This is a genomic window from Pseudomonas sp. NBRC 111139 (genome assembly GCF_001753955.1).
In the GTDB taxonomy this organism is placed as follows: domain Bacteria; phylum Pseudomonadota; class Gammaproteobacteria; order Pseudomonadales; family Pseudomonadaceae; genus Aquipseudomonas; species Aquipseudomonas alloputida.
The window spans coordinates 1-24,105 of the sequence record NZ_BCBP01000048.1 but is presented as its reverse complement, the minus strand read 5'-3'; the positions used below and the strand labels follow the sequence as shown (position 1 = coordinate 24,105).

Here is a 24,105-nt window from a genome sequence, read left to right as displayed (position 1 = left end):
CCCCCTACAACTCAAGCCCGCTGACATGCGCGGGCATGGAGAGACTCATGCTCAATTTCTTGGCTCGCATGTTCAAGCGAAAGAAGAAGCCCGAGGCGCGCCCGTTTATGGCACCGACAGGGTTCGCACGCGTACACAGCCCGGCAGCCGGCAGGCAAGATCCGATGCTTGATCCGCTCAACCCGTTGAGCCCCGTCAGCCCGCTGCATCCAGCCTACCAGGCCGACAACTACGAACCATCGCGCAGCACCAGCAGCTCCTGCTCCAGCCGTGACTACAGCAGCTACGACAGCGGCGGCAGTTACTCGTCAAGCGACAGCAGTAGCTCCAGTGATAGCGGCGCCAGCTCCAGCAGCTGCGACTAACCCAGAACCTGCCGCCACCGGCGGCGTGGAGACCATCCCATGGAAACCGAGATCCTTTCGGACGAAGAGCTGGTGGCGATCACCGGCTACAAACCCCGGGCGTGGCAGCGCCGCTGGCTCACTGAAAAAGGTTGGCACTTTGTCGAGAGCCGCGGCGGCCGGCCACTAGTAGGCCGCCAATACGCCCGCCAGAAGCTCAGCGGCGTAGTGATCGACACCGTTCCAGTTACTGCAGCCCCGCCACCGGCGCCAGCGTGGACCCCTGATTTTTCCCGAGTAAAGTGAAATGCGCCCAAGGAAGACCGAGAATCGCGACCTGCCGCCAGGTATGTATCGCCGCAAGAGACCAAAAGCCAACGGCAAGGTGTGGGAGGCGCTGTACTACAGAGACAAGTCAGGCAAGGACATCTTCCTCGGCAATGACTTGGTGAAGGCCAAGCTGAAGTGGGCGGAACTGGAGGCCAAGTCGGTACCGAAAGAGCTGACCACAATGAAGGGAATCTTCGACGAGTACTTGCTGAAGATCATTCCGGGCAAGGCCGCCAGAACCCAAAAGGACAACATCTACGAGCTCAAGCAGCTGCGAACCGTGTTCGACTCGGCGCCAATCGATGCCATCACGCCGGCGATGATCGCGCAGTACCGCGATTCGCGGTCGGCCAAGACCAGGGCAAACAGGGAGATCGCCCTGCTCTCCCATGTGTTCAACACAGCAAGGGAATGGGGCCTCACTACCAGGGATAACCCGTGCCTGGGCGTGAGGAAGAACAAGGAAAAGCCGCGCGACTTCTATGCCAACGAGACGGTGTGGCAGGCGGTGTATGAGGAAGCTCCACCGGAGCTCAAGGATGCGATGGACCTGGCGTACCTGACTGGCCAGCGACCGTCAGACGTGCTGTCCATGCGAAAGGACGATGTGGAGGGGATCTACCTGATGGTCAGCCAAGGCAAGACTGGCAAGAGATTGAGGATCGTCTTGGAAGTGGACGGGGTGAAGAACAGTCTGGGTCAGCTGCTCGAGCGAATCATGCGCAGGACCAGCGAGCACCTGTCGCCGTTCTTCATCCTCAACGAGCACGGCAAGCGCATGAGCTGGCCGATGCTGCGCAACCGGTGGGCAGACGCCCGAGAGGCGGCCAGGGTGAAAGCTGAAGTCGAGAAAAAGCCAGACCTCGCCAACCGAATCGCCCAGTTTCAGTTCCGCGATATCCGACCGAAGGCTGCCTCGGAAATCAACGACCTGAGCGATGCGAGCGTGCTGCTGGGGCACTCGAAAGAGGGAATCACCGAGCGCGTTTACCGGCGCGTCGGGGCCATTGCCAAGCCTTCAAAATGAGGAAGTTTTGGGACTGGTTGCAATTTGTTTTGGGACTTCGGCATTTTCTGGCGCACAAAGAAAAACCCCGCAGACGTTAATCTGCGGGGCTTTCGAATGGTGGAGGCCGAGGTCGGAATCGAACCGGCGTAGACGGATTTGCAATCCGGAGCATAACCACTTTGCTACTCGGCCTCAAAGGTCGGATCTAGCTGCTTGCGCTTTGCTATCTCCTTGAAACGCTGAACCTTTTTCAAAGTTTGCTGCGTTTCGATGGGCGCCATTATGTCTTCATTCTTTTAACCTTGCAACCCCCTGAACGAAAAAAAATTTCAACGGGTTCAAGGTGTTAGCGCAGGCGGCTGAGTTTACTCCACAAGCCTACCACCGTGTTCTCCACGGTACCGCTGGCGGCCATGCCAATACGCTCCTGCAGGCTCTTGCGTTCGGCATAGTGCAGGTGGAACAGGTTGGCGTTGCGTGCGCGCTCGCTCAGGTACTCGTCACTGGTCTGCAGCTCGTCCACCAGCTTGCGGTTCAAGGCGGCCACGCCCAGCCAGACTTCGCCAGTGGCCACTTCATCGATGTGCAACTGCGGACGATAGCGGGATACGAAATCCTTGAACAACTGGTGAGTGATGTCCAGGTCTTCCTGGAACTTCTCCCGGCCCTTCTCGGTGTTTTCGCCAAAGACGGTCAGGGTGCGCTTGTATTCGCCAGCAGTCAGCACTTCGAAGTCGATGTCGTGCTTTTTCAGCAGGCGGTTGACGTTGGGCAACTGCGCCACCACGCCAATAGACCCCAGTACGGCAAATGGGGCACTGACGATCTTCTCGCCGATGCAGGCCATCATGTACCCACCGCTGGCAGCCACCTTGTCAATACACACGGTCAACGGGATGCCCGCCTGGCGAATACGCGCCAGTTGCGACGCAGCCAAGCCGTAACTGTGCACCAGGCCACCGCCGCTTTCCAGGCGCAGTACCACTTCGTCACGCGCGGTGGCGAGCGTCAGCAGCGCGGTGATTTCGTTGCGCAGGCTTTCGGTGGCTGAGGCTTTGATGTCGCCATCGAAGTCCAGTACGAATACCCGGCTCTTGTCCTCGGCCTTGCCCTTCTTCTGCTGTTTTTCCGCCTTGGCCTGCTGCTTGCGCAGGGCCTTGAGCTGAGCCTTGTCGAGCAAGCCGGACTCCAGGCGCTCACGCAGGTCCTTGTAAAAATCGTTCAGCCGGGTGACCTGTAATTGCCCGCCCGATTTGCGCCGACCTTTGCCACGCAGCCCGGCGATCGCCGACAGCACCACCAATATGGCGATGACCAGGGTGGCGGTTTTGGCGAGAAAGCTTGCGTATTCGGCAAGAAACTCCACGTTGACTCCTTAAATACCTGCGCCACTACGGCGCGTCACTGTTGCAAGCATACCGTTGCGTCTGTGGTGCTGCCAGCGGGTGTAAACGCTGGCAACACCTTTCAAACAACCTTTTCAAACGCTTGTATGTTTTTTCGTTGACAGCCCGTGAGCCGCATCCTAACCTCGCAGCAACCTCCAACAGGCCGGAACCTTTCGTGGGCAATCTCTACCTGATTCGACATGGCCAAGCCTCCTTCGGTGCCGATGACTACGACGTCCTCTCGCCCGTGGGCGTGCGCCAGAGCCAGGCCCTGGGTGAGCACCTGGCCCAGTTGGGCGTGCGGCTGGACCGCTGCGTGGCTGGCGACCTGCGCCGCCAGCAGGATACCGCGCGGCTGGCGCTGCAGGCGCTGCACGCCAACGGCTGCCCGGTGCCGGCGGTTGAGACCGACGCCGCATTCAATGAGTTCGATGCCGACGGTGTGATCCGCGCCCTGTTGCCCGACTTGCTGCCCGAAGAGCCCGATGCCCTGCATGTGCTGCGCAATGCTGCGCAGCACCGCAGCGAGTTTCAGCGTCTGTTCGCGTTGATGGTGCAACGCTGGCACGATGGCGAGCATGCCGATAATGGCCTGGAAACCTGGCGTTCGTTTACATCCCGCGTACAAGGTGGGCTGCAACGCGTGCTGGATACCGCCGGCAGCGGCGATCATGTTGCTATCTTCACCTCGGGTGGCACCATTGCCGCCCTGCTCCACCTGGTTACCGGCATTACCCCCAGCCAGGCGTTCGCGCTGAACTGGCAGATCATCAACACGTCGCTCAGCCAGCTGAAGTTTCGCGGCCGCGACGTGGCACTGGCCTCCTTCAACAGCCAGGCCCATGTGCAGCTGTTGAGGGCGCCGGAGCTTGTCACTTACCGATAAGCCCGGCTTGTTGTGTCCCTGCGGGGACGTGTAAATCACTCTATAAGGAATGCGCCATGACCTCCGTAGCTGATGCCGTCAAAAAGATGCAAGAGAAATTCAACCCATCCGCTGCCGCCGGCCTGGACCTGGTGTTCGGCTTCAACATCACCGACGAAGACAAGCACTACGCGCTGATCGTCAAGGACGGCACCTGCGACCTGCAGGAAGGCGAAAACCCGGATGCCAACTGCACCCTGGTGATGGACGCCGAAACCCTGAAGGGTATCGTCAGCGGCGAAACCGACGGCATGCAGGCCTTCATGGGCGGCAAGCTGCGGGTTGAGGGCGACATGATGCTGTCGATGAAACTCAGCGAGCTGTTCCCGTCCTGAAGGCTGGGACTACCGGATGATCGAAAAACCGAAGCCTGACGGCTTCGGTTTTTTTTGCCCTGCATTCGGTGCAGTGATCCACCAGCAACACCCTCACCTATTTGGCACATGGGACGATTGTTCCAATCCTGACGGACCATTAAATTACCCAATAGTACTTGCTATCGAGAATAAGGAAGACGCATGACGCTCACCGACCAGTCCACCCAGGTACGCCCCGGCGAAGAACTCGACGCGGCCGTCATCGACCCTTACTTCAAAGCCAATATCCCCGGCCTGCACGGCCTGCCGAGCATCAGCCAGTTTCCTGGCGGCGCCTCCAACCTCACCTACCTCGTCAGCTACCCGGGCCGCGACTTCGTGCTGCGCCGCCCCCCCTTCGGTCAAAAGGCCAAGTCGGCCCACGACATGGGCCGCGAGTTCCGCATCCTCAACCAGCTGAACAGCGGCTTCCCCTACTGCCCCAAGGCCTACGCACACTGCACCGACACCGGCCTGATCGGCGGCGAGTTCTATGTGATGGAACGGGTCAAGGGCATCATCCTGCGCTCGGACATCCCGCCCGAACTGAACCTGGACGCCAGCCGGACCGAAGCCCTGTGCAAAAGCTTCATCGACCGCCTGGTCGAGCTGCACCAGGTGGACTACACCGCCTGCGGCCTGGCCGACCTGGGCAAGCCTGAGGGCTACGTGCAGCGCCAGATCGAGGGCTGGACCAGCCGTTATGAAAAAGCCCTGACACCGGATGCGCCACGCTGGGAAACGGTAACCGCCTGGCTGCACGAAAAAATGCCCGCCGACCACCCGCGCCCTAGCATCGTGCACAACGACTACCGGTTCGACAACGTCATCCTGGACGCGGACAACCCCATGCGCATCATCGGTGTGCTGGACTGGGAAATGGCCACCCTGGGCGACCCACTCATGGACCTGGGCAACTGCCTGGCCTACTGGATCGAAGCCGGCGACCCGGCGCCAGTGCAGTTGATGCGCCGCCAGCCGAGCAACGCGCCGGGCATGCTCAACCGTCGCCAGTTCGTCGATTACTACGCCGAGCGCGCCGGCATCCGCCTGGACAACTTCGATTACTACTATTGCTATGGCCTGTTCCGCCTGGCAGGGATCGTTCAGCAGATCTACTACCGCTACTACCACGGCCAGACCCAGGACAAGCGTTTCGCCCAGTTCATTCACATGAACCGCTTGCTGGAACAAATGACCTTGCAGGTCATTTCCAAGTCCAGCCTCTGAGCACAGCCCACGACGACGGATAACAAGGAAAACAGCATGTCCAAGACCCACCTGTTCGACCTCGACGGCAAGATTGCCTTTGTTTCCGGCGCCAGCCGAGGCATCGGCGAGGCCATCGCCCACTTGCTCGCGCAGCAAGGGGCCCATGTGATCGTTTCCAGCCGCAAGCTTGACGGGTGCCAGCAGGTAGCCGACGCCATCATTGCCGCCGGCGGCAAGGCCACGGCTGTGGCCTGCCACATTGGTGAGCTGGAACAGATTCAGCAGGTGTTCGCCGGCATTCGCGAACAGTTCGGGCGACTGGACGTGCTGGTCAACAATGCTGCCACCAACCCGCAATTCTGCAATGTGCTGGACACCGACCCAGGGGCATTCCAGAAGACCGTGGACGTGAACATCCGTGGTTACTTCTTCATGTCGGTGGAGGCTGGCAAGCTGATGCGCGAGAACGGCGGCGGCAGCATCATCAACGTGGCGTCGATCAACGGTGTTTCACCTGGGCTGTTCCAAGGCATCTATTCGGTGACCAAGGCGGCGGTCATCAACATGACCAAGGTGTTCGCCAAAGAGTGTGCACCCTTTGGTATTCGCTGCAACGCGCTACTGCCGGGGCTGACCGACACCAAGTTCGCTTCGGCACTGGTGAAGAACGAAGCCATCCTCAATGCCGCCTTGCAGCAGATCCCGCTCAAGCGCGTGGCCGACCCCAAGGAAATGGCGGGCGCGGTGCTGTACCTGGCCAGCGATGCCTCCAGCTACACCACCGGCACCACGCTCAATGTCGACGGTGGCTTCCTGTCCTGATCAGGCTTTGACGGCGACCAAGGTGTAACTCAGGGGCAGGCGTGCAGGCTGCTCGCGCAGGCGATATTCGCCGTCTTCGCCCTTGACCATCTGCCCCGGCAGCGCCTCCCAGGGGATGCTCTGGTGCTCGACCAGCGCTGTCAGCTGCAGGCCGTGGGCCAACAAGGCAGTGATCACTTCTCCCAGGCCGTGGTTCCATTCATGGGTTTCGGTGTGGGTCAGGCGTTGATCGGTTTCGACGTAGGTCTGGTCGGTGTGCCACACCGTCGGCGCTTCGTGCTCGAAATACGGATATTCGAGCTGCAGGCGGTCCTGATGATCTTCGTTGACAGCCATCAGCATCGGGTGCCCGTCGCGCAGGAACAGCCGCCCGCCCGGTTTCAGCAATGCTGCGACGGTGCGTGCCCATGGCTTGATGCGGGGCAACCAGCAGAGCGCGCCAATACCGGTGTAGACCAGGTCGAACGTACCCGCCGGCAGTACCTTGTCGGCGGCATAGACGTCAGACTCGACATACTGGATGGGCAGCGCGCATCGCTCGGCCAATGCCCGTGCCTCGGCCAGCGAAGCCTTGGAATAATCCAGCCCGCAAACCTTGGCGCCAAGGCGCGCCAGCGACAGGGTGTCGGTGCCGATGTGGCACTGCAAGTGGACCGTATCAAGCCCGTCGATGTCACCGAGCAATGGCAGGTCGAAGCGTACGGTTTCGGACAAGTGCCCGTGTTGCTGGACCAGGCGTTCGACCTCGTAGTCCTTCGAAGCGGCGTGCAACGGGGCACGCTCATCCCAGCTTATACGGTTGAGTTGCAGTGAACGGTCCATGGTGTCGTCCTTGCGTGGAAGCACCTTATGCTAGCCGTCACCCCGCGCCCTGCGACACAACTGACTTGATAAAAATTGTAAAGCCCGCGCGCCTCTGCTGTGGCAACAACTGCCTTGCTCAGTACCCTGAATGCACGGGCCCTTACAGGAGCGGCGATAGCGCCAGCCGTTACAGGCAGGTTGCAGCAGCCGCTCGGCGCTGCAGGGCCACGCCGTCGTTCTGCTTCGCATAGTAATCCACACGCGTCCCGCCCGGCTGCGGGTAAACGTCCACAAACGCTTCGGCCTCACGGGTAAACACGGTAAACCCGCCCTGCTTGCGCGGCTCCAGGTAGCCGCTGGCGTCATCACCGAACACCTTCTCTTCCTGCCAGCTGAACTGGATGCACTGGGCCACCAGCTCTGGCGCCTTGTGCGAGTCGAGCTGCGCAGTCGGCTTGCCGCCACGCGCCGTTTCCATGGTCGCAGAAGCACAACCGGCCAGCATCAGCACCGCAGCCAACGGCAGAATCGCACGCATGTTCCATCCTCGGGGTCGCGAAAAAGAAGGCGACTCTAGCACTGGCAGGCATCCCGAGTGAATTGCCACGCACTTGCCGCTGTCGCAGATAAGACATGCCATCACGAGGAACGCATCATGAAACTGCACTACCTGCTACTCGCCGCCCTGCCTTGCCTGCCCCTGAGCGTCAGCGCCGCCCCCTCGAGCGAAGAAAGCATCACCGCCCCCGAAACCCACAACCGTGAACTGAACGTCGGCGACAAGGCCCCGGACCAGTACAAACGCGATGACCAGGCCGTCAAGGACTGGAAAGCCAAGGGCCTGCCCGAACCGGAAAAGGAAAGCCACTGGGTGCGCATGGGCAAGCATTACGTGCTGGTGCAGATCACCAATGGCGTGGTGCTGGCGATTCAACCGGCATCCTGATTCAGCATGCCCTGGCCAAGGCGACCCATTGCAGAGCACCTCGCCGCCGGCCAAGTGCGCTTGGAACGCGTCGATACGCCAGGGCTGGTCGATGCCGGTCAGCGCCACAGCCCATTGTTGCAGGCGGGCGCATTGGCGCTGATCGCTGGACGCACAATTTTTTTTGCCCGCCCGGGAAACCAAATCGATCGGCCCCAGTCTTAAAAGGTGCCCCGTAAACCTATGCGGATCAAGGACCTATATCGTGCTCACGCGTCTTGCAAGCCTTTCTCTGGTTGCTGTTGTTCTGCTGACCGCAGGTTGCCATAGCCATCGCTACCATGATGACGACGGCTGGCGTGACCGCGATCGTGACCATCGCCACCACCACCGCCATGACCGCGACGACGATGACGATCGGCAATACCGCGGTGACCGCTACTACCGCTGAAGCGTCCTTTCAGCCCTGACCTGCCGCTCGTTGCGCGGCAACTTATCCTGATGATTCCTTTGAGGTTCGTATCATGCGTCTGACTCTGCCTTCCCTTGCCCTCGGCCTGCTGCTGTGCCAGGGCGCTTTCGCCGGTGACGGTACTGCCGCCATTGGCGGTGGCCTGGGGGGTGTCCTGGGCAACGTTGTTGGTCAACAGCTCGGCGGCAAGACCGGCGCAGCCATCGGTGCCGGCGTTGGCGGCGCAGCCGGCAGCGCTGTCGGTGCGCGCAAGGGCAACCGTACCGAAGCCGCCATTGGCGGTGGCCTGGGCTCGGCTGGCGGCTCGCTGCTGGGCGGCGCAGTAGGCGGCAAGACCGGTTCGACCGTGGGTGCCGGCCTGGGCGGCGCGGCCGGTGGTGCCCTCGGCAACCATCTGGGCGACGACAACCGCGGCAGCAAGAAGCACCACCGCCACCGTCACTGACCCCGTGACCGGAGGGCCGCATAGCGGCCCTTTTTGTTGCAGCACATCAACACCCCCTTCACGACAAGCTGGCACACTGACTGCTACTGTCTATCGTGCCCCGTGTGAAGGAACACCCCCTCCCCATGAACCATGAGTTGCTCTGGGTCCTCGGCCTGCTGGCCATCGTGATTACCCTGTTCGTCATCAACCGCCCACGCATGGACGTGGTCGCGCTGCTGGTGATTCTCGCCCTGCCACTACTCGGCATCCTTACCGTGGAACAGGCCCTGGCCGGGTTCAGCGACCCCAACGTGGTGCTGATCGCCGCCCTGTTCGTGATTGGTGAAGGCTTGGTGCGCACCGGCATTGCCTATCGCATCGGCGAATGGATGAGCGAGCGGGCCGGCAATAGCGAGGCGCGCCTGCTGGTACTGCTGATGGTGGCGGTGGCCGGGCTGGGATCGATAATGAGCTCCACCGGCGTGGTGGCCATTTTTATCCCGGTGGTGCTGAGCATCGCTGCGCGCCTGCAGCTCTCACCCAGCCGCCTGATGATGCCACTGGCTTTTGCCGGCCTCATCAGTGGCATGCTCAGCCTGGTCGCCACACCGCCCAACGTGGTGGTGCACAGCGAGCTGGTACGCCATGGCGAAGCAGGGTTCAGCTTCTTCAGCTTTACCCCGTTTGGCCTGGTGGTGCTGGTGCTGGGTATCGGGTATATGCTGCTGACCCGCCACTGGCTCAACGGTGAAGTGCGCAAGGACGGCCGGGTGGAAAGCCGCCGCACCTTGCTGGACCTGGTCCTGGACTACAAGCTCAACGGCCGTGAACGACGCCTGCGCATCCGCCCTCAGTCGCCGCTGATCGGCCACAACCTTGGCGAGCTGAAACTGCGCACCAGACACGGCGCCAACGTGATCGGTATCGAGCGCCAACACAAGTTCACCACGCGCGTGATCGCGGCCGACTCGGGCACCGTGCTGCATCAGGGCGACGTGCTGCTGCTCGACCTGTTCGCCAAGCATGACGACCTGCGCAGCCTGTGCCAAACCATGCACCTGGAGCCGCTGCACTTCAAGGCCGCCTACTTCATCGATCAATCCCAGGATTTGGGAATGGCTGAGGTCTCGCTGCCACCCGGCTCGCAGTTGATCGGCAAGAGCATCCTCGAACTGGCGTTTCGCACCCGCTATGGTCTCAACGTGGTGGGCCTGCGCCGCGATCAGGCCGCTATCGAAGAGCAACTGGTGGAAGAAAAGCTGCGCCTTGGCGACACGCTCCTGGTGGTCGGCCCGTGGAAGGCAGTACGCCAGTTGCAAAGCAAGCCCAAAGACTTCCTGGTCCTGAGCCTTCCCGCCGAGATCGACCTGGTCGCACCAGCCCGCACTCGCGCGCCGCAAGCGTTGCTTAGCCTGGCGGTAATGGTCGGGCTAATGGTCAGCGGCGCCGTACCCAATGTCATGGCAGCGTTGATCGGCTGCCTGCTGATGGGCGCAGGCCGTTGCATCGACATGAACAGTGCCTACCGCGCCATCCACTGGCAAAGCCTGGTGCTGATCGTGGGCATGCTGCCCTTCGCCCAGGCGCTGCAGAAAACCGGCGGCATCGACCTGGCGGTGGGTGGGCTGGTGAACGTGCTGGGTGGTGCCGGCCCCAGCGCCATTCTTGCCTGCCTGTTCGCCGTCACCGCAGTGATCGGGCTGTTCATTTCCAACACCGCCACCGCGGTTCTGATGGCGCCGGTGGCTGTCAGCACTGCGGCGCAGCTGGGCATGTCGCCCTACCCGTTCGCCATGACCGTCGCGCTAGCCGCGTCGGCGGCATTCATGACGCCGGTGTCATCACCGGTCAACACGCTGGTACTTGGGCCCGGGCAATACCGCTTTGCTGACTTCGTCAAGATTGGCGTGCCGTTCACCGTGCTGGTGATGCTGGTTACCGTCGTGATGGTGCCGTGGTTCTTCGGGCTGTGAGGAAAGTGGCCAGAAATAGAGGCAATTTGACATTATCGCAACCAATCGCGGCAGATTGACATCAACCACCCTGAGCCAACACACTGCAGGTAATTGCCCCAGGTGCTCTATCGCGTTGTCCTGGATTTCGTTTCCGCTTGCCGGTCGAGTTCATGGTTTTTCCAGCCCAATCGCGCGTATTGCCTTATGTCGTTGTACTTGGCGTGACCTTCGCCCTCACCCTGGACGGCATCCTGGCACGCCCGATCGAATCGCTGTCGCTGTTCTGGCCAGTGAATGCGGTACTGGCCGGCGTACTGCTGCGCTACCCCCGTCAAGCCACGTTTACGGGCTTTAGCCTGGTGTGGCTGGCCATGGTCGGGGCCGACCTGCTGTGTGGCAGCGCCTGGGGGCCGGCTCTGTGGTTCAACCTGTGCAATCTTGGCGTGGTGGTCACCCTCTGGCAGCTGATGTCGCGCTTGCCTCGCATGCACCGGCGCATGCGCAGCCCGCGCGGCGTGCTTAGCGTGTTCGCTGCCTGCGCCGCCGCTGCCATGGTGGCGGCCAGCATGGCAGCGGTAATGGCCGCACCGTGGTTCGAACAGTCGTTGCGCGCCACCTGGCTAGCCTGGTTCAGCGAACAGTTCTCGACCGGTGTGCTGGTACTGCCGGTGCTGCTTACAGCGCCCTCGGTGCGGGCCTTGGTGCGCGGCGGCGCGCAACCCATCCGCCTGGCGCCGTTGCTGGTGCTGCTGGCCTCGCTGGCATTCAGCATCGCCTTTGGTGGCCCTGGGGCCATTGCCTTCCCGATTGCTGCGTTACTGTGGTGTGCCTGGACCTACTCACCGTTCCTGGTTTCATTGCTGACGCTCACGGCCGGCAGTACGCTGATTGTGGCCGTGGCGCAAAACCTCATGCATTTCAGCGTGCCGCAGAGCGAACCTGGGGTTACCACGCTGATGTCGGCGCGCCTGGGCATCGCCATGCTGGTGCTCGGGCCGCTGGTGGTGGCCTGCGTCAGCCAGGCCAACCGTAGCCTCATGGCCCGCCTGGCGCACCAAGCCACCGTCGATCACCTCACCGGTGTGCTCACCCGCAGCGCCTTCACACGCCGCGCCAACGCGCTGCTGGAGAGTCGCCAACAGCACGCCCAGGCGCTGCCGCTGACCCTGATGATGCTGGACATCGACCACTTCAAGTCAATCAACGATGCCCACGGCCATGCAGTCGGTGACCAGGTGCTGCGCCAATTCGCCAGCACCCTCCAGGACCAGCTGCACAACGATGAGCTGATCGCACGCCTGGGTGGCGAAGAATTCGTTGTCATCCTGCCCGGACTTGCGCCAGAGCGGGCCAACTTCATCGCCGAACGCCTGCGCCGCGCCATCCAAGACCTGCACGTGGTACAGGCCGACCAGCGCCTGCAGATTACCGTGAGTATCGGTGTGGCAGGCTGCGACGCAGACATGCCGGCCCCCAGCCTCGACGAACTGCTGGCGAGTGCCGACCAGGCGCTGTACCGGGCCAAGGCCCGGGGCCGCAACCGCGTCGAACAGGCCGAAGCACAGCGCCTGGTGATCTGAACTAACCGGCCAGCAGGTCCCACGAAAGCTTGGCGATCAGCACACACAACAGCACCAGGAACAGCCCGCGGACAAACCCGGCACCCTTGCGTACCGCCAGCCAGGTACCGGTCAGCGCGCCGAGAATGTTGCACGCCGCCATGGGCAAGGCTATGGCGTACAGCACGTTGCCTGTCGGTACGAAGAACACCAGTGCCGCCAGGTTGGTGGCAATGTTCACCACCTTGGCCGAAGCCGAGGCGTGCAGGAAGTCCAGGGCGAAGAAGCGGATGAACAGGAAGATCAGGAAGCTACCGGTACCCGGGCCGAACAGGCCATCGTAGAAGCCGATAGCGCCGCCGATCAGCACTGCCAGGCACTGCTCCTTGCGGCCGACCTGGGCAGGTGTGTGCAAGGTGCCGAAGTCCTTCTTGCAGAAAGTGTAGACAGCCATCAGCACGATCAGCACCAGCACCGCCGGGCGCATGACGCTGGGGGGTACCAGCGACACCGTGGCGGCCCCCGCGAACGACATGACAAAGGCACTGAGTGCCGCCGGTACGATCAACCCCCAATCCAGCGTCACTTTACGAATGAACGAGCGGGCCGCGAAGGCCGTGCCGCACACGGACGCCAATTTGTTGCTGCCGAGCAATGCGGCCGGTTGCGCGGAGGGCAATACGTTGAACAAGGCCGGGATCTGGATCAGCCCGCCGCCACCCACCGCAGCGTCGATCAACCCAGCGGCGAAAGCGAACACAGAAAGCACAGCAATATCCATCATGACGCGGTTCCAGGCAGTGAAGACGCCTGCAAGGCTAATCAAAGTGGCACACTTGTGTTGAAATGCCATATTGCGATAACTGCAACGAGGAGCAGGCAATGGCACTGGACATGCTGCGGGAAATCCAAGCGTTCGTCAGCGTGGCACACAAGCGCAGCTTCGTTGCTGCCGCCCGCGCCCTGGGGCGTTCACCCAGCGCAGTTACACGCGCGGTGCAAACCCTGGAAGACAATGCGGGAAGCAAACTGCTCAACCGCAACGCCAACGCCGTCACCCTGACCGAGGCCGGCGAGCGCTTGCTGCCGCATGCCGAACGCTTGCTGGATGTGCAACGCGATGCAGCCGACGAATTGGCCGCGCTCAGCGGCAGCGCCCAAGGCTGGATTCGCTTTGCCGCGCCGCAACTGCTGGGAGAGCATGTGCTACCGCAAGTGCTTGCCGAGTTTTCCCGCCGCCACCCTCAGGTGACCCTGGACGTGCAGTACAGCGACGAAGCCCTTGACCCGCTGCAAGGTAAATTCGATTTCGTGGTGCGCGGTGCCTTCCCGCAATCGAGCGAGCTGATCGGCTACCCGCTTTGGCCCTACCAGCGCCACCTGTATGCCAGCCCGGCATATCTGGCCCTGGCTGGTACACCGCAACACCCGGAAGACCTGGAGGGACACACCTTGATCCTGCATACCGCGCCACGCATCCTCAAGGCCTGGCACTTTTGCCACGATGACCAGATCACCAGCCTGCGCCCCAGGCCCAGGCTTCGCTTGGGCTCAGGAGGCGCGGTATACCACAGCACCCTGGCTGGCGCCGGCATCGCCCGCCTTGCCGCCTGGGTCGGCGAAGCACAGGTCAAGGCCGGCCGCCTGGTGCGGGTGTGTCCGCAGTACCGCCTGACGTCCAGCAGCGGCCAGGACCCACAGATGCACGCTGTGTACCCTGCCGGCGAGTTGCCGACGCGGGTACGTGACTTGCTGGCAGCCATACGCCGAGCCGGCCCGCTCCACTGAAACAGGCCATAAAACAACTGTTCAATTTCTGCTCAATTTAACAGAGCCCGCCGCGGGTCTGGCTTGCAGCACCTTATCCACAGACCTACCCACGTTTTTTGTGGACAGATTTCCCAGCGTAAAGAACGACTTATCGCACAAGCAGACACGCCGAATTGGCCAATTTGGCCAGCTCGATCCACGCCTGCGTACCGCGCGTATCGACGCCAAGGCCAAACTCCACCGAATGCGCGGCGGCGGGAGGCTAAACGAGGCTTCTGCACTTGAGAATGACTTGCACCTACTGCTGATCCAGCAGTGCAATCAAAGAGATTACCGGCCATTTGCCGATGGATTGGGCCCGTCGCTTGAAGTGGACGGGCCGCGCAGGGGAAAAAGCAGTGAACTCAGCTTGGCGGAATGGTGCCAAGAATACCAATCAGAATGGTCAGCAGCAGAAAACCACCCAGGAACAGCGCCAGCTTGCCCATTGGAACCTCTACAGTTGTGATGCGGGAATGGGCACATTGTCGAGCTTGGGCTGATACGGTTACAGATTCAGGTTTATGGAAAAAAAGCGGATCAGATGTGATGCGCAGATGCCGCTGGGGTGAATTCAGCCGCAGTGGTTGACGCTGAGCACCTGCCGCTCGCGGGCCGGGAATTGATACATGAAGTTTCTAAACACGCCTGCAGTACCTGCGTTAAGTGCGCTGCCCCTCGAAAGCGCCTGAACCCAGCCAATACGGTAGATTGAGCTTGCTTGGGGGGACACGATCTGAAACACGGCTTGTAGGATTGTTTACCGCACGCCGTAGGAAATGGCGTGGCAATGAGTCTTGCCTGTATGAAACATCAGTTTCTCCGGCAAATTCGAGCTGCTACGGTCCATTTTTCCTACAACGGTACGGAAGCCTACAGCGTGAGAAAAGCATGGACTCGTTCAAAACCTCTGCACTGAAGTTGCAGAAAAATCTGCTTAACCTGCGCGTTGAGCGTGAGCGCTTAAGAGGTGAAGGCAAGGACAAGGAAGCGGATCAACTCACTGGGCCGATCGCGCGGCTTGAGGAGGCCCTTCGGCAACTGCCAGATAGCCTGAAGCCCGACACCTTGCAGTGACCTGCAAGAGCCATTGTCATGCTCCACAGCTCAAACCTACCCATCACCGTGCAGGAGCAGCCTTGCGCTGCGAAGAGGGCGGTCAGGCAAACGACTGCCTTAGGCCGTGATTGCTTCTTCGCAGCACAAGGTTGCTTCGGGAACCGAGCTGGCGCCGGGCCATCTACCCCCTCAGAACACCTTGATCGTGTAACTCAGAATCAAGCGGTTCTCATCGATATCTGTCCGGTAGTTGGAGCGCGCCATCACGTTGCGCACCCGTATCCCAAGCCCGGCCAACGGCCCGCTTTGCACCACGTAGGCCAGGTCCAGGTCACGCTCGCGGTCACGCCCTTCAAAGCCCAGCCCTGTGTCCACGTCCCGCCCCTTTACATAACGCAGGGTCGACGTCAGCCCCGGAAGCCCCAACGCGACAAAATTATAATCATGGCGCACCTGCCACGAGCGTTCACCCGGCGCCGAGAACTCATAGGTCGGCAGCGTATTACCCATCGGGTTGGTGTTGGCGCCTACCTGGATAAAGCCGTCATCGCCGCCGATCTGCTGATAGCCCACATAGAAGGTATGCCCGCCGGTCTTGGCCGAGAACAGGCTGAACAGCGCATGGTTATCGTAGTCGCCAGCCACCTTGCTCCCGTCCTCGCGGGCATCGAAGTAGCCGGCATTGACCCCCAGCGTCCAGCCCCCGATCGGCTCGGCATGCTTGAAGCTGTAGAAGCGCTGCTGGTAGATATCCTCCAGCTGCGCCTGCCAGACACCGACGCTGGTACGGTTGTCGTTGAAGACATAGTCGGCCCCCACGTAGTTGAACCGGTCGCTGGTAAAGCGCGCCAGCCGCGCCGGGTTGATCGGGTCGTTGACCAGCGCGTACATCTTCTGGCTGTTGGACGAGTCGCGCAGGCTGGTGGAGCGGAACTGGCCGGCGTTCAGGGTCAACCCGGCGAACTCGCGCGACTCCAGCATCGCGCCCTGGTAAGTCGGCGGCAACAGGCGCAAATCGCTGAACAGCAGCACCGGCAGGTTGGGCATCAACTCGCCCACCTTCAGCTCGGTTTGCGACACCTTGAACTTGATCGCCGCACCCAGGCGGCTGTATTCGTCCGCCGACTTGCCGCTGTCCAGGCTGGGCAGCAAACCGGACCGGGCATGTTCCGGGCTGCTGTCGAGCTTGAAACCCAGCAGGCCGGTAACATCCACACCCACGCCAAGGGTGCCCTGGGTATAACCGGAGCTGGCATTGAGGATAAACCCCTGCGCCCATTCCTGGGTGCGCGACTGGGTGCTGGCGCCCTTGATATCGGCATAGTCGCGGCTGAAGAAGTAATTGCGCGCCTGCAGCGTGGCGCGGGCACCTTCGATGAAACCGGCCTCTTCTGCCGTGGCCTCTGCACACAAAGCGGCGGCAATACAACCGCCGGCCAGGCGTGCAGACGAAGAAAAACGCGGCGCAGTGAAACCTTGCATAGGGCTACTCCTGGATTTGGGCAACAGCAACCCGGCGCGGCGGCACTGCATGGCCACCGGCGTGCGGGTTGCATCGAGAGAGGTCGGCAGGTGGGCCCCGGCCCGCCTGCCCTGCCGTTGCGTGAAGCGCTGGGCCGCTAGCGGTTGACCAGCTTGGCCGGCAAGGCGATGACCAGGAAGCAGCTGAGGATCAGGCAGCCGGCAAACACCCACAGCGCAGCGTGCGAGGTGCCGGTGAGGTCGGTGACCACGCCCATCAGTGAGTTGCTCACCAGGCCGGCGATGTTGGCTACCGAACAGGCCAGGGCAAAGCCGGTGGCGGCTGCGGTACCTTTGAGGAAGGTCGCCGGCAGGCTGAAGAACACCGGCACCGCGCCGATGATCGCCGCCGAGGCAATGGCGAACAGCACCACGGTCATCACCAGGTTCTGGCTGAACAAGGTGCTGCTGGCCATGGCGATTGCACCAATGATGAACGGCACGATGATGTGCCAGCGGCGCTCGCGGTGGCGGTCGGAGCTGGCCCCGATCATGAGCATGCCAGCCAGCGCGGCCAGGCTTGGAATGGCCGTGAGCAGGCCGATATGGAAGGTGTCGCTGACGCCCGCATCGCGGATGAAGGTCGGCATCCAGAAGCCCATTGCATAGGCGCTGAGCAGGATCGAAAAGTCGATACCACCGAGCATCCACACCTTAAGGTTGAAGAAGCCATCGCGGAAGCTGTGTTTGCTGTCCTTGCCCTCGGCATCGTCGGCGGCCAGGTCTGCCGCCAGTTGTGCCTTGTCGTCAGCCGACAGCCACTTGGCCTGCTGAAAATGGTTAGGCAATGCCCAGAACGTGAGGATGCCGAGCAAAACGCTGGGGATCGCCTCCAGCAGGAACAGCCACTGCCACCCATGCAAACCTTGAACCTGGTCGAAATGCCCCATGATCCAGCCAGAAATCGGCCCGCCAATCACGCTCGACAACGGCAGCCCGATCATGAACAGGGCAATGATGCGCCCGCGGCGATAGGTGGGGTACCACATGGTCAGGTAGTACAACACGCCTGGCAGGAAGCCGGCCTCGGCCGCACCCAGCAGGAAACGCAGGATATAGAACTGGGTGGTGCTGGTGACGAACATGGTGCAGGCCGACAGCAGGCCCCAGGTGATCATGATGCGGGCGATCCACAGCTTGGCGCCAACGCGCTGCAGGATCAGGTTGCTCGGCACTTCGAAGATGATGTAGCCGACGAAGAACAGCCCTGCACCCAGGCCATAGGCCGCTGTGCTGAACTGCAGGTCTTCGAGCATCTGCAGCTTGGCGAAGCCGACATTGATGCGATCCAGATAAGCTGCAAGGTAGCAGAAACACAAGAAGGGGATGAGCCTCCAGGTGATCTTGCTGTACAGCGCTTTCGTGCCATGGTCGATGTCACTGTGGACCGTGGTTGCATTCGCAATTGGCATTTCCTGTCTCCTGGCGGGCGACTTTGTGGTTGTTTTAAGGCCAGCAGTTTTCGACGCGCCGGGCACGCCGCGCATTCTACGCGGCGGGCCTGGACAGCGCCTGAAGACCCCGAGTGCTCCTGCGGGGCGACCACCCGGACAGCAGGCGGTCATGGACGGGCTTCCCGCACCGGTCCTTGATTGTTATTGGGTAGGCGCTGCCCGGCGTTCAGCCGGCCAGGTGCCTGAGTTGCTGCATGGCATCCTGCCGGGTGACGACATCGCCGTACTTGCTGTCGATGTCGAACAGGTTGGCTTCGTGCGGGTCGCTGTGGCGGTCACCGACACACTCGCGCACCACGATGGTTCGAAACCCGTGCTGCATGGCATCCACCGCACTGGCGCGGATGCAGCCGCTGGTCGAGCAGCCAGCCAGCACCACGGTATCTACCCCCTGTGCATGCAGCAGCGGGGCCAGGCTGGTGGCGAAGAAAGCGCTGGCGTACTGCTTGCTCAGCACCACCTCCCCTGCCTGTGGCGCAACGGCCTCGCAAAAGGCTGCCAGCGGGTTGCCTTCGACCATGTCCTTCATCACCGGCGCCTTGCGCACCCACACGCCGCCGTCAGCAAAATGCGGCGGCTGGTAACGGATGTTGGTATGCACCACCAAGGTACCGCAGTCGCGGGCCAGCGCCAGCAGGCCGGCGGCCTGCTCGACCGCTGCGACCACGCCCGGGGCGTACAGCGGTGCGCCCGGGGTGGTGTAGCCCTGCATGAAGTCGATCATCAGCAGGGCCGGCTTGCGGCCAAAGCCGATGCGCTGGCCCCACACACCCTGGTAGTTGTCACGGGCACTTTGTGCGTCGCTCATGTCCGTCTCCCGATTTCAGTAGGCGCCCGACAGCAAGGCACCGGCCCCAGGCACGATCGGCTCCAGGTCCAGCGCCTTGAGCATGGCGTAGGTGGTAGCGATTGCTGCGGTGACCACCGGCTTGCCGGTTTGCGCCTCGACCTTGGCCACTGCCGGCAGCGATTGCATCTGCACGCACGCCGACAGCACCACCACATCGACGCCTTCAAGGTCCATGCCGGCGACGATGCCCGGCAGGTTGGCCGGGTCGTGACGGGCCACGGCGAGGTTGTCGGGGATTTCCAGCGCGCGCCAGTCCTGCACCTCGAAGCCTTCCTCGCGGATGTAGTTCACCACCAGCTCGGTCAGCGGCTTCATGTACGGTGCGACGATGGCAATGCGCTTGGCCTTCATCACATGCAAGGCCTCGACCAGCGCCCCGGCGCTGGTGATCACCGGTGCCAGCGCATCATTGTCGGCGGTGGCCTGCTGCAGGCGCTTTTCAGATTGGCGGTGATAGCCCAGCCCCATGGCCATGATCGCCACAAGGCAGGCATAGCCCAGCACATCGACCTTGGCGTCGGACAGCTCCACTGCGCAGCGGTCGGACTCGGCGTCCATCGCGGCCAGTTCTTCCTTCTTCACCTGCTTCATACGCATGCGGCTGGAATGGAAGGTGAACCGCTCGGGGCGGATCGCCTGGCGTGCGTTGAGCATCGCCGGAATTTCGGTTTCCATGGTGGTGTTCGAACTCGGCACGATCTGGCCGATGCGGTATAGCTGGGTCATGTCTCGTGCTCCGTCAGACGAGGGGGTGGTCAAGGAAGTCGCCAAAGGCGGCGAAGAAACCGTCCAGGTCATCCCAGGGGATCATGTGGCCGGCGTTGTCCACGTACGCGACCTGGATATCCGGCTTGAGCTCGCGCATTTCAGCAATGTCACGGGGCTCGATCACTCCACCCCGCCCGGCCACCATCAGCAATGCCGGCTGGCGCACCGCGGGCAGGTACTGGTGGATATCGACCTCGTGGAAATCGTCGAAGGCCCGCACGATCGCCGGCTCGTAGCAGGTGTGCAGCCACTCGGCACGCAGGGCCAGCTGCGCGTCGCTCCAAGTGGCGCAGAAGGCGCGCATGTCATCGCCGCTCATGCCAACCGTGGCTTGGCGGATCGAATCGACGTACCACGGCAACTTGCTCGGGTAGGCGCGGCGGCCCGGCCCGGACACCGGTGGGTCGACCAGCACCAGCCGCTGCAGTCCCGGTGCCCCTTGGGCGGCAGCGCGGATGGCAAAACGCGCCCCCATCGAGTGCCCGACCAGATGGTAGCCATCCAGGCCCAGCGCGGCGGCAAAGGCGGGAATATCCGCAGCACAAGCGTCGGTGCCGTAGTCCAGTTCGGGGCCGCTTGAAGACAAGCCGCGCCCGCGCACATCCAGCACATAGGTGTCGAAATACTGCCCAAGGCGCTCGGCAACAAAGCCCCAGGTGATCGCTGGGCTGGTGATGCCCGGCACCAGGATCAGCGCATGGCCCTTGCCGCCATAGCGCAGGTAATGCTGGCGGATGCCATTGGCGCTCACGTTACCGCCAGCGACGAAGGTGCTCATGCCGCCTCCCCGCTTTTAAGCTGCTGCCCATAGAGGTCGTAGCCGTAAACCCAGGCTGGGTCTTCCTGGGTGTAGAGCCAGGTGTTGGCGTTGGATACCGATTGCACCTGCGATGCCCGCTCTTTACGGTTGGCCTCGTAGAGGGCGAACGCCGTGCGGTGGTCGGACAACCCGGTCTCCTGCAGGCAGCGGGTCAGCATGGCCGCGTCCTCGATGGCCATGCACGCGCCCTGGGCCATGTGTGGCTTCATCGGGTGGCAGGCGTCGCCCAGCAGCACCAGGCGGCCACGGCTCCACAACGGCAACGGGTTGCGGTTGCGCAGCGGCCACTTGGTAATCGATTCGGTAGCGTCGATCAGCTTCTGTACGGTGGGGTGGTAGCCTTCGAAGGCTGCGCGCATTTCTTCCTGGCTGCTGTCGACGAACGCACCCTGGAAGTCCCAGGCTTCATGTGGCACGCCGGTGACGAAGTAATACTCGTCGCGCTTGCCGGTGGTGTAGTAGACCATCATGTGGCGGTCTTCGGACCACCATTTGACGCAGGGCTCGAACACATCGGCATGCGGTGCCAGGTTCACCCCGCGAATCAGTGCACGGTGCGCGACCCAGCCGCTGTAGATCGGCGCTTCAGCCCCCAGCAACGCTTCACGGATCTTCGAGTGGATGCCGTCGGCCCCAATGACGATGTCGGCCACGGTGTGGGTGCCATCGGCAAAGTCCAGGCGTACCCGATCACCTTCGTCGACGATCTTTTCCAGGCGCTTGCCGAAGTGCACGGTGCCCGGCTTGATGGCCTCGATCTGCAGGGCGTGCAGGTCGCCACGGTGGATGGTGATGTAAGCGGCGCCGTATTCGCGGCGGGCAAACTCGCCCAGCGGAATGCGCGACAGGTAATCACCGGTATTGCCGTCGCGGCTGAACCAGAAGTCCGGGTGCGAGCCCATCAGCTCCAGCTTCTGCTCCAGCCCCATGCGGCGGAAGATTTTCATCACGTTAGGGCCGATATGAATGCCCGCGCCCAGGCGGGTGAACGCCGGAGCCTGTTCGAATACCTCGACATCGAACCCGGCCTGTTGCAGCAACGTGGCGGCGGCTGCCCCACCCAGACCTGCACCGACGATTGCGATTTTCTGCCTACCCCGCATGGGTATGTCTCCTCTTGTTCTGATAGGTGGCCAGCGGTTCAACCGCCTGACGATTTAGAGCGTATACGCTATAAATGACCTTTGAAAAGAGCCCGCTGAAAATATTTTTCAAACAGCTGATCGAAACAGCACCCGGCTTACTGTTACCGTAAATACTGGATAATGTGTGGATAGGTAACGTTTGAACAGATAACTTGCGCTCGCTGGCAGGATGCGTTTTCATCTGCAAAAATAGGGTGTACACACTATTATTTTGCACCGAGATGAAGCACCAGGCACTGCCATGGTGCGCCCCTGTCAACGCCACCCAGGAGAACCCCGATGCCGGTGAGCAATGCACAACTGACCCAGATGTTCGAGCACGTACTGAAGCTGTCTCGCGTGGACGAAACGCAGAGCGTGGCCGTGCTCAAGAGCCACTACTCCGACCCGCGCACGGTCAACGCCGCCATGGAGGCCGCCCAGCGTTTGAAGGCCAAGGTGTATGCGGTAGAGCTGCCGGCGTTCAACCACCCGACCGCCATGGGCAACGACATGACGGCCTACTGCGGCGACACCGCGCTGACCGGCAACCTGGCGGCGCAGCGGGCGCTGGAAGCAGCCGACCTGGTCGTCGACACCATGATGCTGCTGCACTCACCCGAGCAGGAGCAGATTCTCAAGACCGGCACGCGCATCCTGCTGGCCGTGGAGCCACCCGAGGTGCTGGCGCGCATGCTGCCGACCGAAGACGACAAACGCCGGGTGCTGGCTGCCGAAACCCTGTTGAAACAGGCGCGCAGCCTGCATGTGCGGTCCAAGGCCGGTAGCGACTTCTACGCCCCGCTCGGCCAGTACCCGGCCGTGACTGAGTACGGCTATGCCGACGAACCGGGGCGCTGGGACCACTGGCCCAGCGGCTTTCTGTTCACCTGGCCGAACGAGGACAGCGCCGAGGGCACGCTGGTGCTGGACGTGGGCGACATCATCCTGCCGTTCAAGAACTATTGCCGCGAGCGCATCACCCTGGAAATCGAAAAAGGCTTCATCACCGGCATACATGGCGGCTTCGAGGCCGAGTACCTGCGTGACTACATGAAGTACTTCAACGACCCCGAGGTATACGGCATCTCACACATAGGCTGGGGCCTGCAGCCGCGCGCGCAATGGACGGCCATGGGCCTGCACGACCGCAACGACGGCATGTGCATGGATGCCCGTGCGTTCTACGGCAACTTCCTGTTCTCCACTGGCCCCAACACCGAGGTCGGCGGCAAGCGCAAGACCCCGTGCCACCTGGACATCCCGCTGCGCAACTGCGATATCTACCTGGATGACAAGGCGGTCGTGCTGGCCGGCGACGTGGTTGCACCAGAGGAGTCGCGAGCGCGATAGGGGTTATACTGGCCGGGCGCTCCGCTATTGGCGGCCGGCCAGCCTCTTTCCACCCAGCCCAAGCCATCCTATGTCGAAAAAAACCACCCCCAGCAGCGCCCCGCTCGACAACACCCCCTACGACGTTACCGAACAGGTCGGGCACTTGCTGCGCAAGGCCTACCAACGGCACACGGCGATTTTCCAGCAGCAGGCCTGCGACCCGCAGCTTACCTCGATCCAGTTCGTCACCCTGTGCGCCCTGCGCGACCACGGCCCCAGCTCCCAGGCTGAGCTGATCAAGGCCACCGCGGTGGACCAGGCAACCATCCGCGGCATCGTCGAGCGCCTGAAGGCGCGTGAGCTGGTGCAGCTTTCGCCAGACCCAGGCGACCGGCGCAAGGTCATCGTCGAACTCACCGAAAGCGGCGCGGCATTGCTCGATGCAATGATCCCCTGCGCCCGGCAGATCAGCGAACTGAGCATGGGCAGCTTGAATGCCGGCGAACGTGTAGCCATTTTGTACTTGCTGCGCAAGATGATCGACAGCGACGAAAACGCGGGCTGAAATTTGTTGTGACTGCCGCAGTGGCCGTCACAGATACGCGGCCTGAGAGATCGAGCGCCGCCCGCGCGGCGCATCGCGAGCAAGCTCGCTCCTACACACGCATCGATGGTTCGGCACAGGCCGTCGTAGGCGCGGGTTTACCCGCGAAAGGGCCGGGTCTGCCAGCCAATTTCCACCGGCCGTTCACCGTTGCCGCCGCCACCGTATTCGCGGGTAAACCCGCTCCTACACACGCATCGGGGGTTCGGCATAGGCCGTCGTAGGCGCGGGTT

Annotated in this window: 26 protein-coding genes and 1 tRNA gene; 16 read left to right on the top strand and 11 right to left on the bottom strand. The window is 62.1% G+C overall.

Annotation, left to right across the window (positions count from 1 at the left end):
* The first annotated feature begins 47 nt into the window (after nt 1–47).
* From BJQ17_RS19180 to BJQ17_RS19170, 3 genes are read left to right on the top strand one after another with little or no spacing between them, the layout of a single operon-like run.
* On the top strand, nt 48–365 hold the full coding sequence (locus tag BJQ17_RS19180; protein ID WP_070096469.1) for a hypothetical protein: 318 nt from the start codon (nt 48–50) through the stop codon (nt 363–365).
* A gap of 39 nt (nt 366–404) precedes the next feature.
* Nucleotides 405–650: a DUF4224 domain-containing protein gene (locus BJQ17_RS19175; protein WP_070096468.1), complete on the top strand. Its 246-nt coding sequence runs from the start codon at nt 405–407 to the stop codon at nt 648–650.
* Nucleotide 651: 1 nt separating this feature from the next.
* The gene (locus BJQ17_RS19170) at nt 652–1,701 is read left to right on the top strand and encodes a site-specific integrase (protein WP_070096467.1); all 1,050 of its coding nucleotides are present in this window, start codon (nt 652–654) and stop codon (nt 1,699–1,701) included.
* Nucleotides 1,702–1,801: 100 nt separating this feature from the next.
* On the opposite strand, the gene BJQ17_RS19165 is transcribed toward BJQ17_RS19170, so the two are convergent.
* Together BJQ17_RS19165 and sohB are read right to left on the bottom strand one after the other, a co-directional pair.
* Nucleotides 1,802–1,875 (bottom strand) — tRNA-Cys (locus tag BJQ17_RS19165).
* Between the two features lie 154 nt (nt 1,876–2,029).
* Nucleotides 2,030–3,049: a protease SohB gene (gene sohB / locus BJQ17_RS19160; protein ID WP_003251061.1), complete on the bottom strand. Its 1,020-nt coding sequence runs from the start codon at nt 3,047–3,049 to the stop codon at nt 2,030–2,032.
* Nucleotides 3,050–3,246: 197 nt separating this feature from the next.
* Here sohB and BJQ17_RS19155 point away from each other — a divergent pair, with 197 nt between their 5' ends.
* The 4 genes from BJQ17_RS19155 (at nt 3,247) to BJQ17_RS19140 (ending at nt 6,386) form a co-directional block, all read left to right on the top strand.
* Complete coding sequence (locus BJQ17_RS19155) at nt 3,247–3,957, top strand: histidine phosphatase family protein (RefSeq protein ID WP_003251075.1); 711 nt, start codon at nt 3,247–3,249, stop codon at nt 3,955–3,957.
* Between the two features lie 56 nt (nt 3,958–4,013).
* Entirely contained in the window at nt 4,014–4,331 is a 318-nt protein-coding gene (locus BJQ17_RS19150) for an SCP2 sterol-binding domain-containing protein (protein ID WP_003251077.1), read from the top strand.
* 183 nt (nt 4,332–4,514) lie between these two features.
* Nucleotides 4,515–5,582 carry a phosphotransferase family protein gene (locus tag BJQ17_RS19145; RefSeq protein ID WP_070096466.1) on the top strand — a complete coding sequence of 356 codons (1,068 nt, stop codon included), beginning with the start codon at nt 4,515–4,517 and terminating at the stop codon, nt 5,580–5,582.
* Nucleotides 5,583–5,618: 36 nt separating this feature from the next.
* Nucleotides 5,619–6,386, top strand: a complete 768-nt coding sequence (locus BJQ17_RS19140) for an SDR family oxidoreductase (protein WP_003251082.1) — start codon at nt 5,619–5,621, stop codon at nt 6,384–6,386.
* Here BJQ17_RS19140 and BJQ17_RS19135 read toward each other — a convergent pair whose 3' ends face one another.
* Nucleotides 6,387–7,208, bottom strand: coding sequence for a bifunctional 2-polyprenyl-6-hydroxyphenol methylase/3-demethylubiquinol 3-O-methyltransferase UbiG (locus BJQ17_RS19135; RefSeq protein WP_070096465.1), 822 nt, complete (start codon nt 7,206–7,208; stop codon nt 6,387–6,389).
* Nucleotides 7,209–7,377: 169 nt separating this feature from the next.
* The gene (locus BJQ17_RS19130) at nt 7,378–7,728 is read right to left on the bottom strand and encodes a hypothetical protein (protein WP_003251087.1); all 351 of its coding nucleotides are present in this window, start codon (nt 7,726–7,728) and stop codon (nt 7,378–7,380) included.
* A 117-nt stretch (nt 7,729–7,845) separates the two neighbouring features.
* Between BJQ17_RS19130 and BJQ17_RS19125 the strand changes: the two genes are divergently transcribed.
* From BJQ17_RS19125 to BJQ17_RS19110, 5 genes are all read left to right on the top strand, one after another.
* Nucleotides 7,846–8,136, top strand: coding sequence for an RcnB family protein (locus BJQ17_RS19125; protein WP_003251088.1), 291 nt, complete (start codon nt 7,846–7,848; stop codon nt 8,134–8,136).
* A 244-nt stretch (nt 8,137–8,380) separates the two neighbouring features.
* A complete protein-coding gene (locus BJQ17_RS30285; protein WP_004577263.1) occupies nt 8,381–8,566 on the top strand; it encodes a hypothetical protein in 186 nt (61 codons plus the stop codon).
* A 73-nt stretch (nt 8,567–8,639) separates the two neighbouring features.
* Nucleotides 8,640–9,032, top strand: coding sequence for a glycine zipper domain-containing protein (locus tag BJQ17_RS19120; protein ID WP_003251091.1), 393 nt, complete (start codon nt 8,640–8,642; stop codon nt 9,030–9,032).
* A 125-nt stretch (nt 9,033–9,157) separates the two neighbouring features.
* Nucleotides 9,158–10,987: an SLC13 family permease gene (locus tag BJQ17_RS19115; protein ID WP_070096464.1), complete on the top strand. Its 1,830-nt coding sequence runs from the start codon at nt 9,158–9,160 to the stop codon at nt 10,985–10,987.
* A 137-nt stretch (nt 10,988–11,124) separates the two neighbouring features.
* Entirely contained in the window at nt 11,125–12,549 is a 1,425-nt protein-coding gene (locus BJQ17_RS19110; protein WP_070096463.1) for a GGDEF domain-containing protein, read from the top strand.
* Nucleotide 12,550: 1 nt separating this feature from the next.
* Here BJQ17_RS19110 and BJQ17_RS19105 read toward each other — a convergent pair whose 3' ends face one another.
* Nucleotides 12,551–13,312, bottom strand: a complete 762-nt coding sequence (locus BJQ17_RS19105; RefSeq protein ID WP_003251098.1) for a TSUP family transporter — start codon at nt 13,310–13,312, stop codon at nt 12,551–12,553.
* 98 nt (nt 13,313–13,410) lie between these two features.
* On the opposite strand from BJQ17_RS19105, the gene BJQ17_RS19100 reads away from it, so the two are divergent.
* Together BJQ17_RS19100 and BJQ17_RS19095 are read left to right on the top strand one after the other, a co-directional pair.
* Nucleotides 13,411–14,316: a LysR family transcriptional regulator gene (locus BJQ17_RS19100; RefSeq protein ID WP_014861711.1), complete on the top strand. Its 906-nt coding sequence runs from the start codon at nt 13,411–13,413 to the stop codon at nt 14,314–14,316.
* 912 nt (nt 14,317–15,228) lie between these two features.
* A complete protein-coding gene (locus BJQ17_RS19095) occupies nt 15,229–15,414 on the top strand; it encodes a hypothetical protein (protein ID WP_004577268.1) in 186 nt (61 codons plus the stop codon).
* 171 nt (nt 15,415–15,585) lie between these two features.
* Here the strand turns inward: BJQ17_RS19095 and BJQ17_RS19090 are convergent, their stop codons facing one another.
* The 6 genes from BJQ17_RS19090 to nicC all read right to left on the bottom strand — a co-directional run bounded on the left by BJQ17_RS19090 (nt 15,586) and on the right by nicC (nt 21,912).
* A complete protein-coding gene (locus BJQ17_RS19090) occupies nt 15,586–16,878 on the bottom strand; it encodes an OprD family porin (RefSeq protein ID WP_070096462.1) in 1,293 nt (430 codons plus the stop codon).
* A gap of 137 nt (nt 16,879–17,015) precedes the next feature.
* Nucleotides 17,016–18,329, bottom strand: a complete 1,314-nt coding sequence (locus BJQ17_RS19085) for an MFS transporter (protein ID WP_003251108.1) — start codon at nt 18,327–18,329, stop codon at nt 17,016–17,018.
* Nucleotides 18,330–18,537: 208 nt separating this feature from the next.
* Nucleotides 18,538–19,179 (bottom strand): N-carbamoylsarcosine amidohydrolase, encoded by a 642-nt coding sequence (locus tag BJQ17_RS19080; RefSeq protein WP_003251109.1) that lies wholly within the window; start codon nt 19,177–19,179, stop codon nt 18,538–18,540.
* A gap of 15 nt (nt 19,180–19,194) precedes the next feature.
* Entirely contained in the window at nt 19,195–19,947 is a 753-nt protein-coding gene (locus BJQ17_RS19075) for a maleate isomerase (protein WP_003251112.1), read from the bottom strand.
* A gap of 13 nt (nt 19,948–19,960) precedes the next feature.
* A complete protein-coding gene (gene nicD / locus BJQ17_RS19070; RefSeq protein ID WP_014756038.1) occupies nt 19,961–20,767 on the bottom strand; it encodes an N-formylmaleamate deformylase in 807 nt (268 codons plus the stop codon).
* A complete protein-coding gene (gene nicC / locus BJQ17_RS19065; protein WP_047604721.1) occupies nt 20,764–21,912 on the bottom strand; it encodes a 6-hydroxynicotinate 3-monooxygenase in 1,149 nt (382 codons plus the stop codon). The genes nicD and nicC overlap by 4 nt, the downstream gene beginning before the upstream one ends.
* A 321-nt stretch (nt 21,913–22,233) precedes the next feature.
* Between nicC and BJQ17_RS19060 the strand changes: the two genes are divergently transcribed.
* The gene (locus tag BJQ17_RS19060) at nt 22,234–23,286 is read left to right on the top strand and encodes a 2,5-dihydroxypyridine 5,6-dioxygenase (protein WP_014861705.1); all 1,053 of its coding nucleotides are present in this window, start codon (nt 22,234–22,236) and stop codon (nt 23,284–23,286) included.
* Nucleotides 23,287–23,356: 70 nt separating this feature from the next.
* Nucleotides 23,357–23,833: a MarR family winged helix-turn-helix transcriptional regulator gene (locus BJQ17_RS19055; RefSeq protein WP_003251120.1), complete on the top strand. Its 477-nt coding sequence runs from the start codon at nt 23,357–23,359 to the stop codon at nt 23,831–23,833.
* The last annotated feature ends 272 nt before the right edge of the window (nt 23,834–24,105 follow it).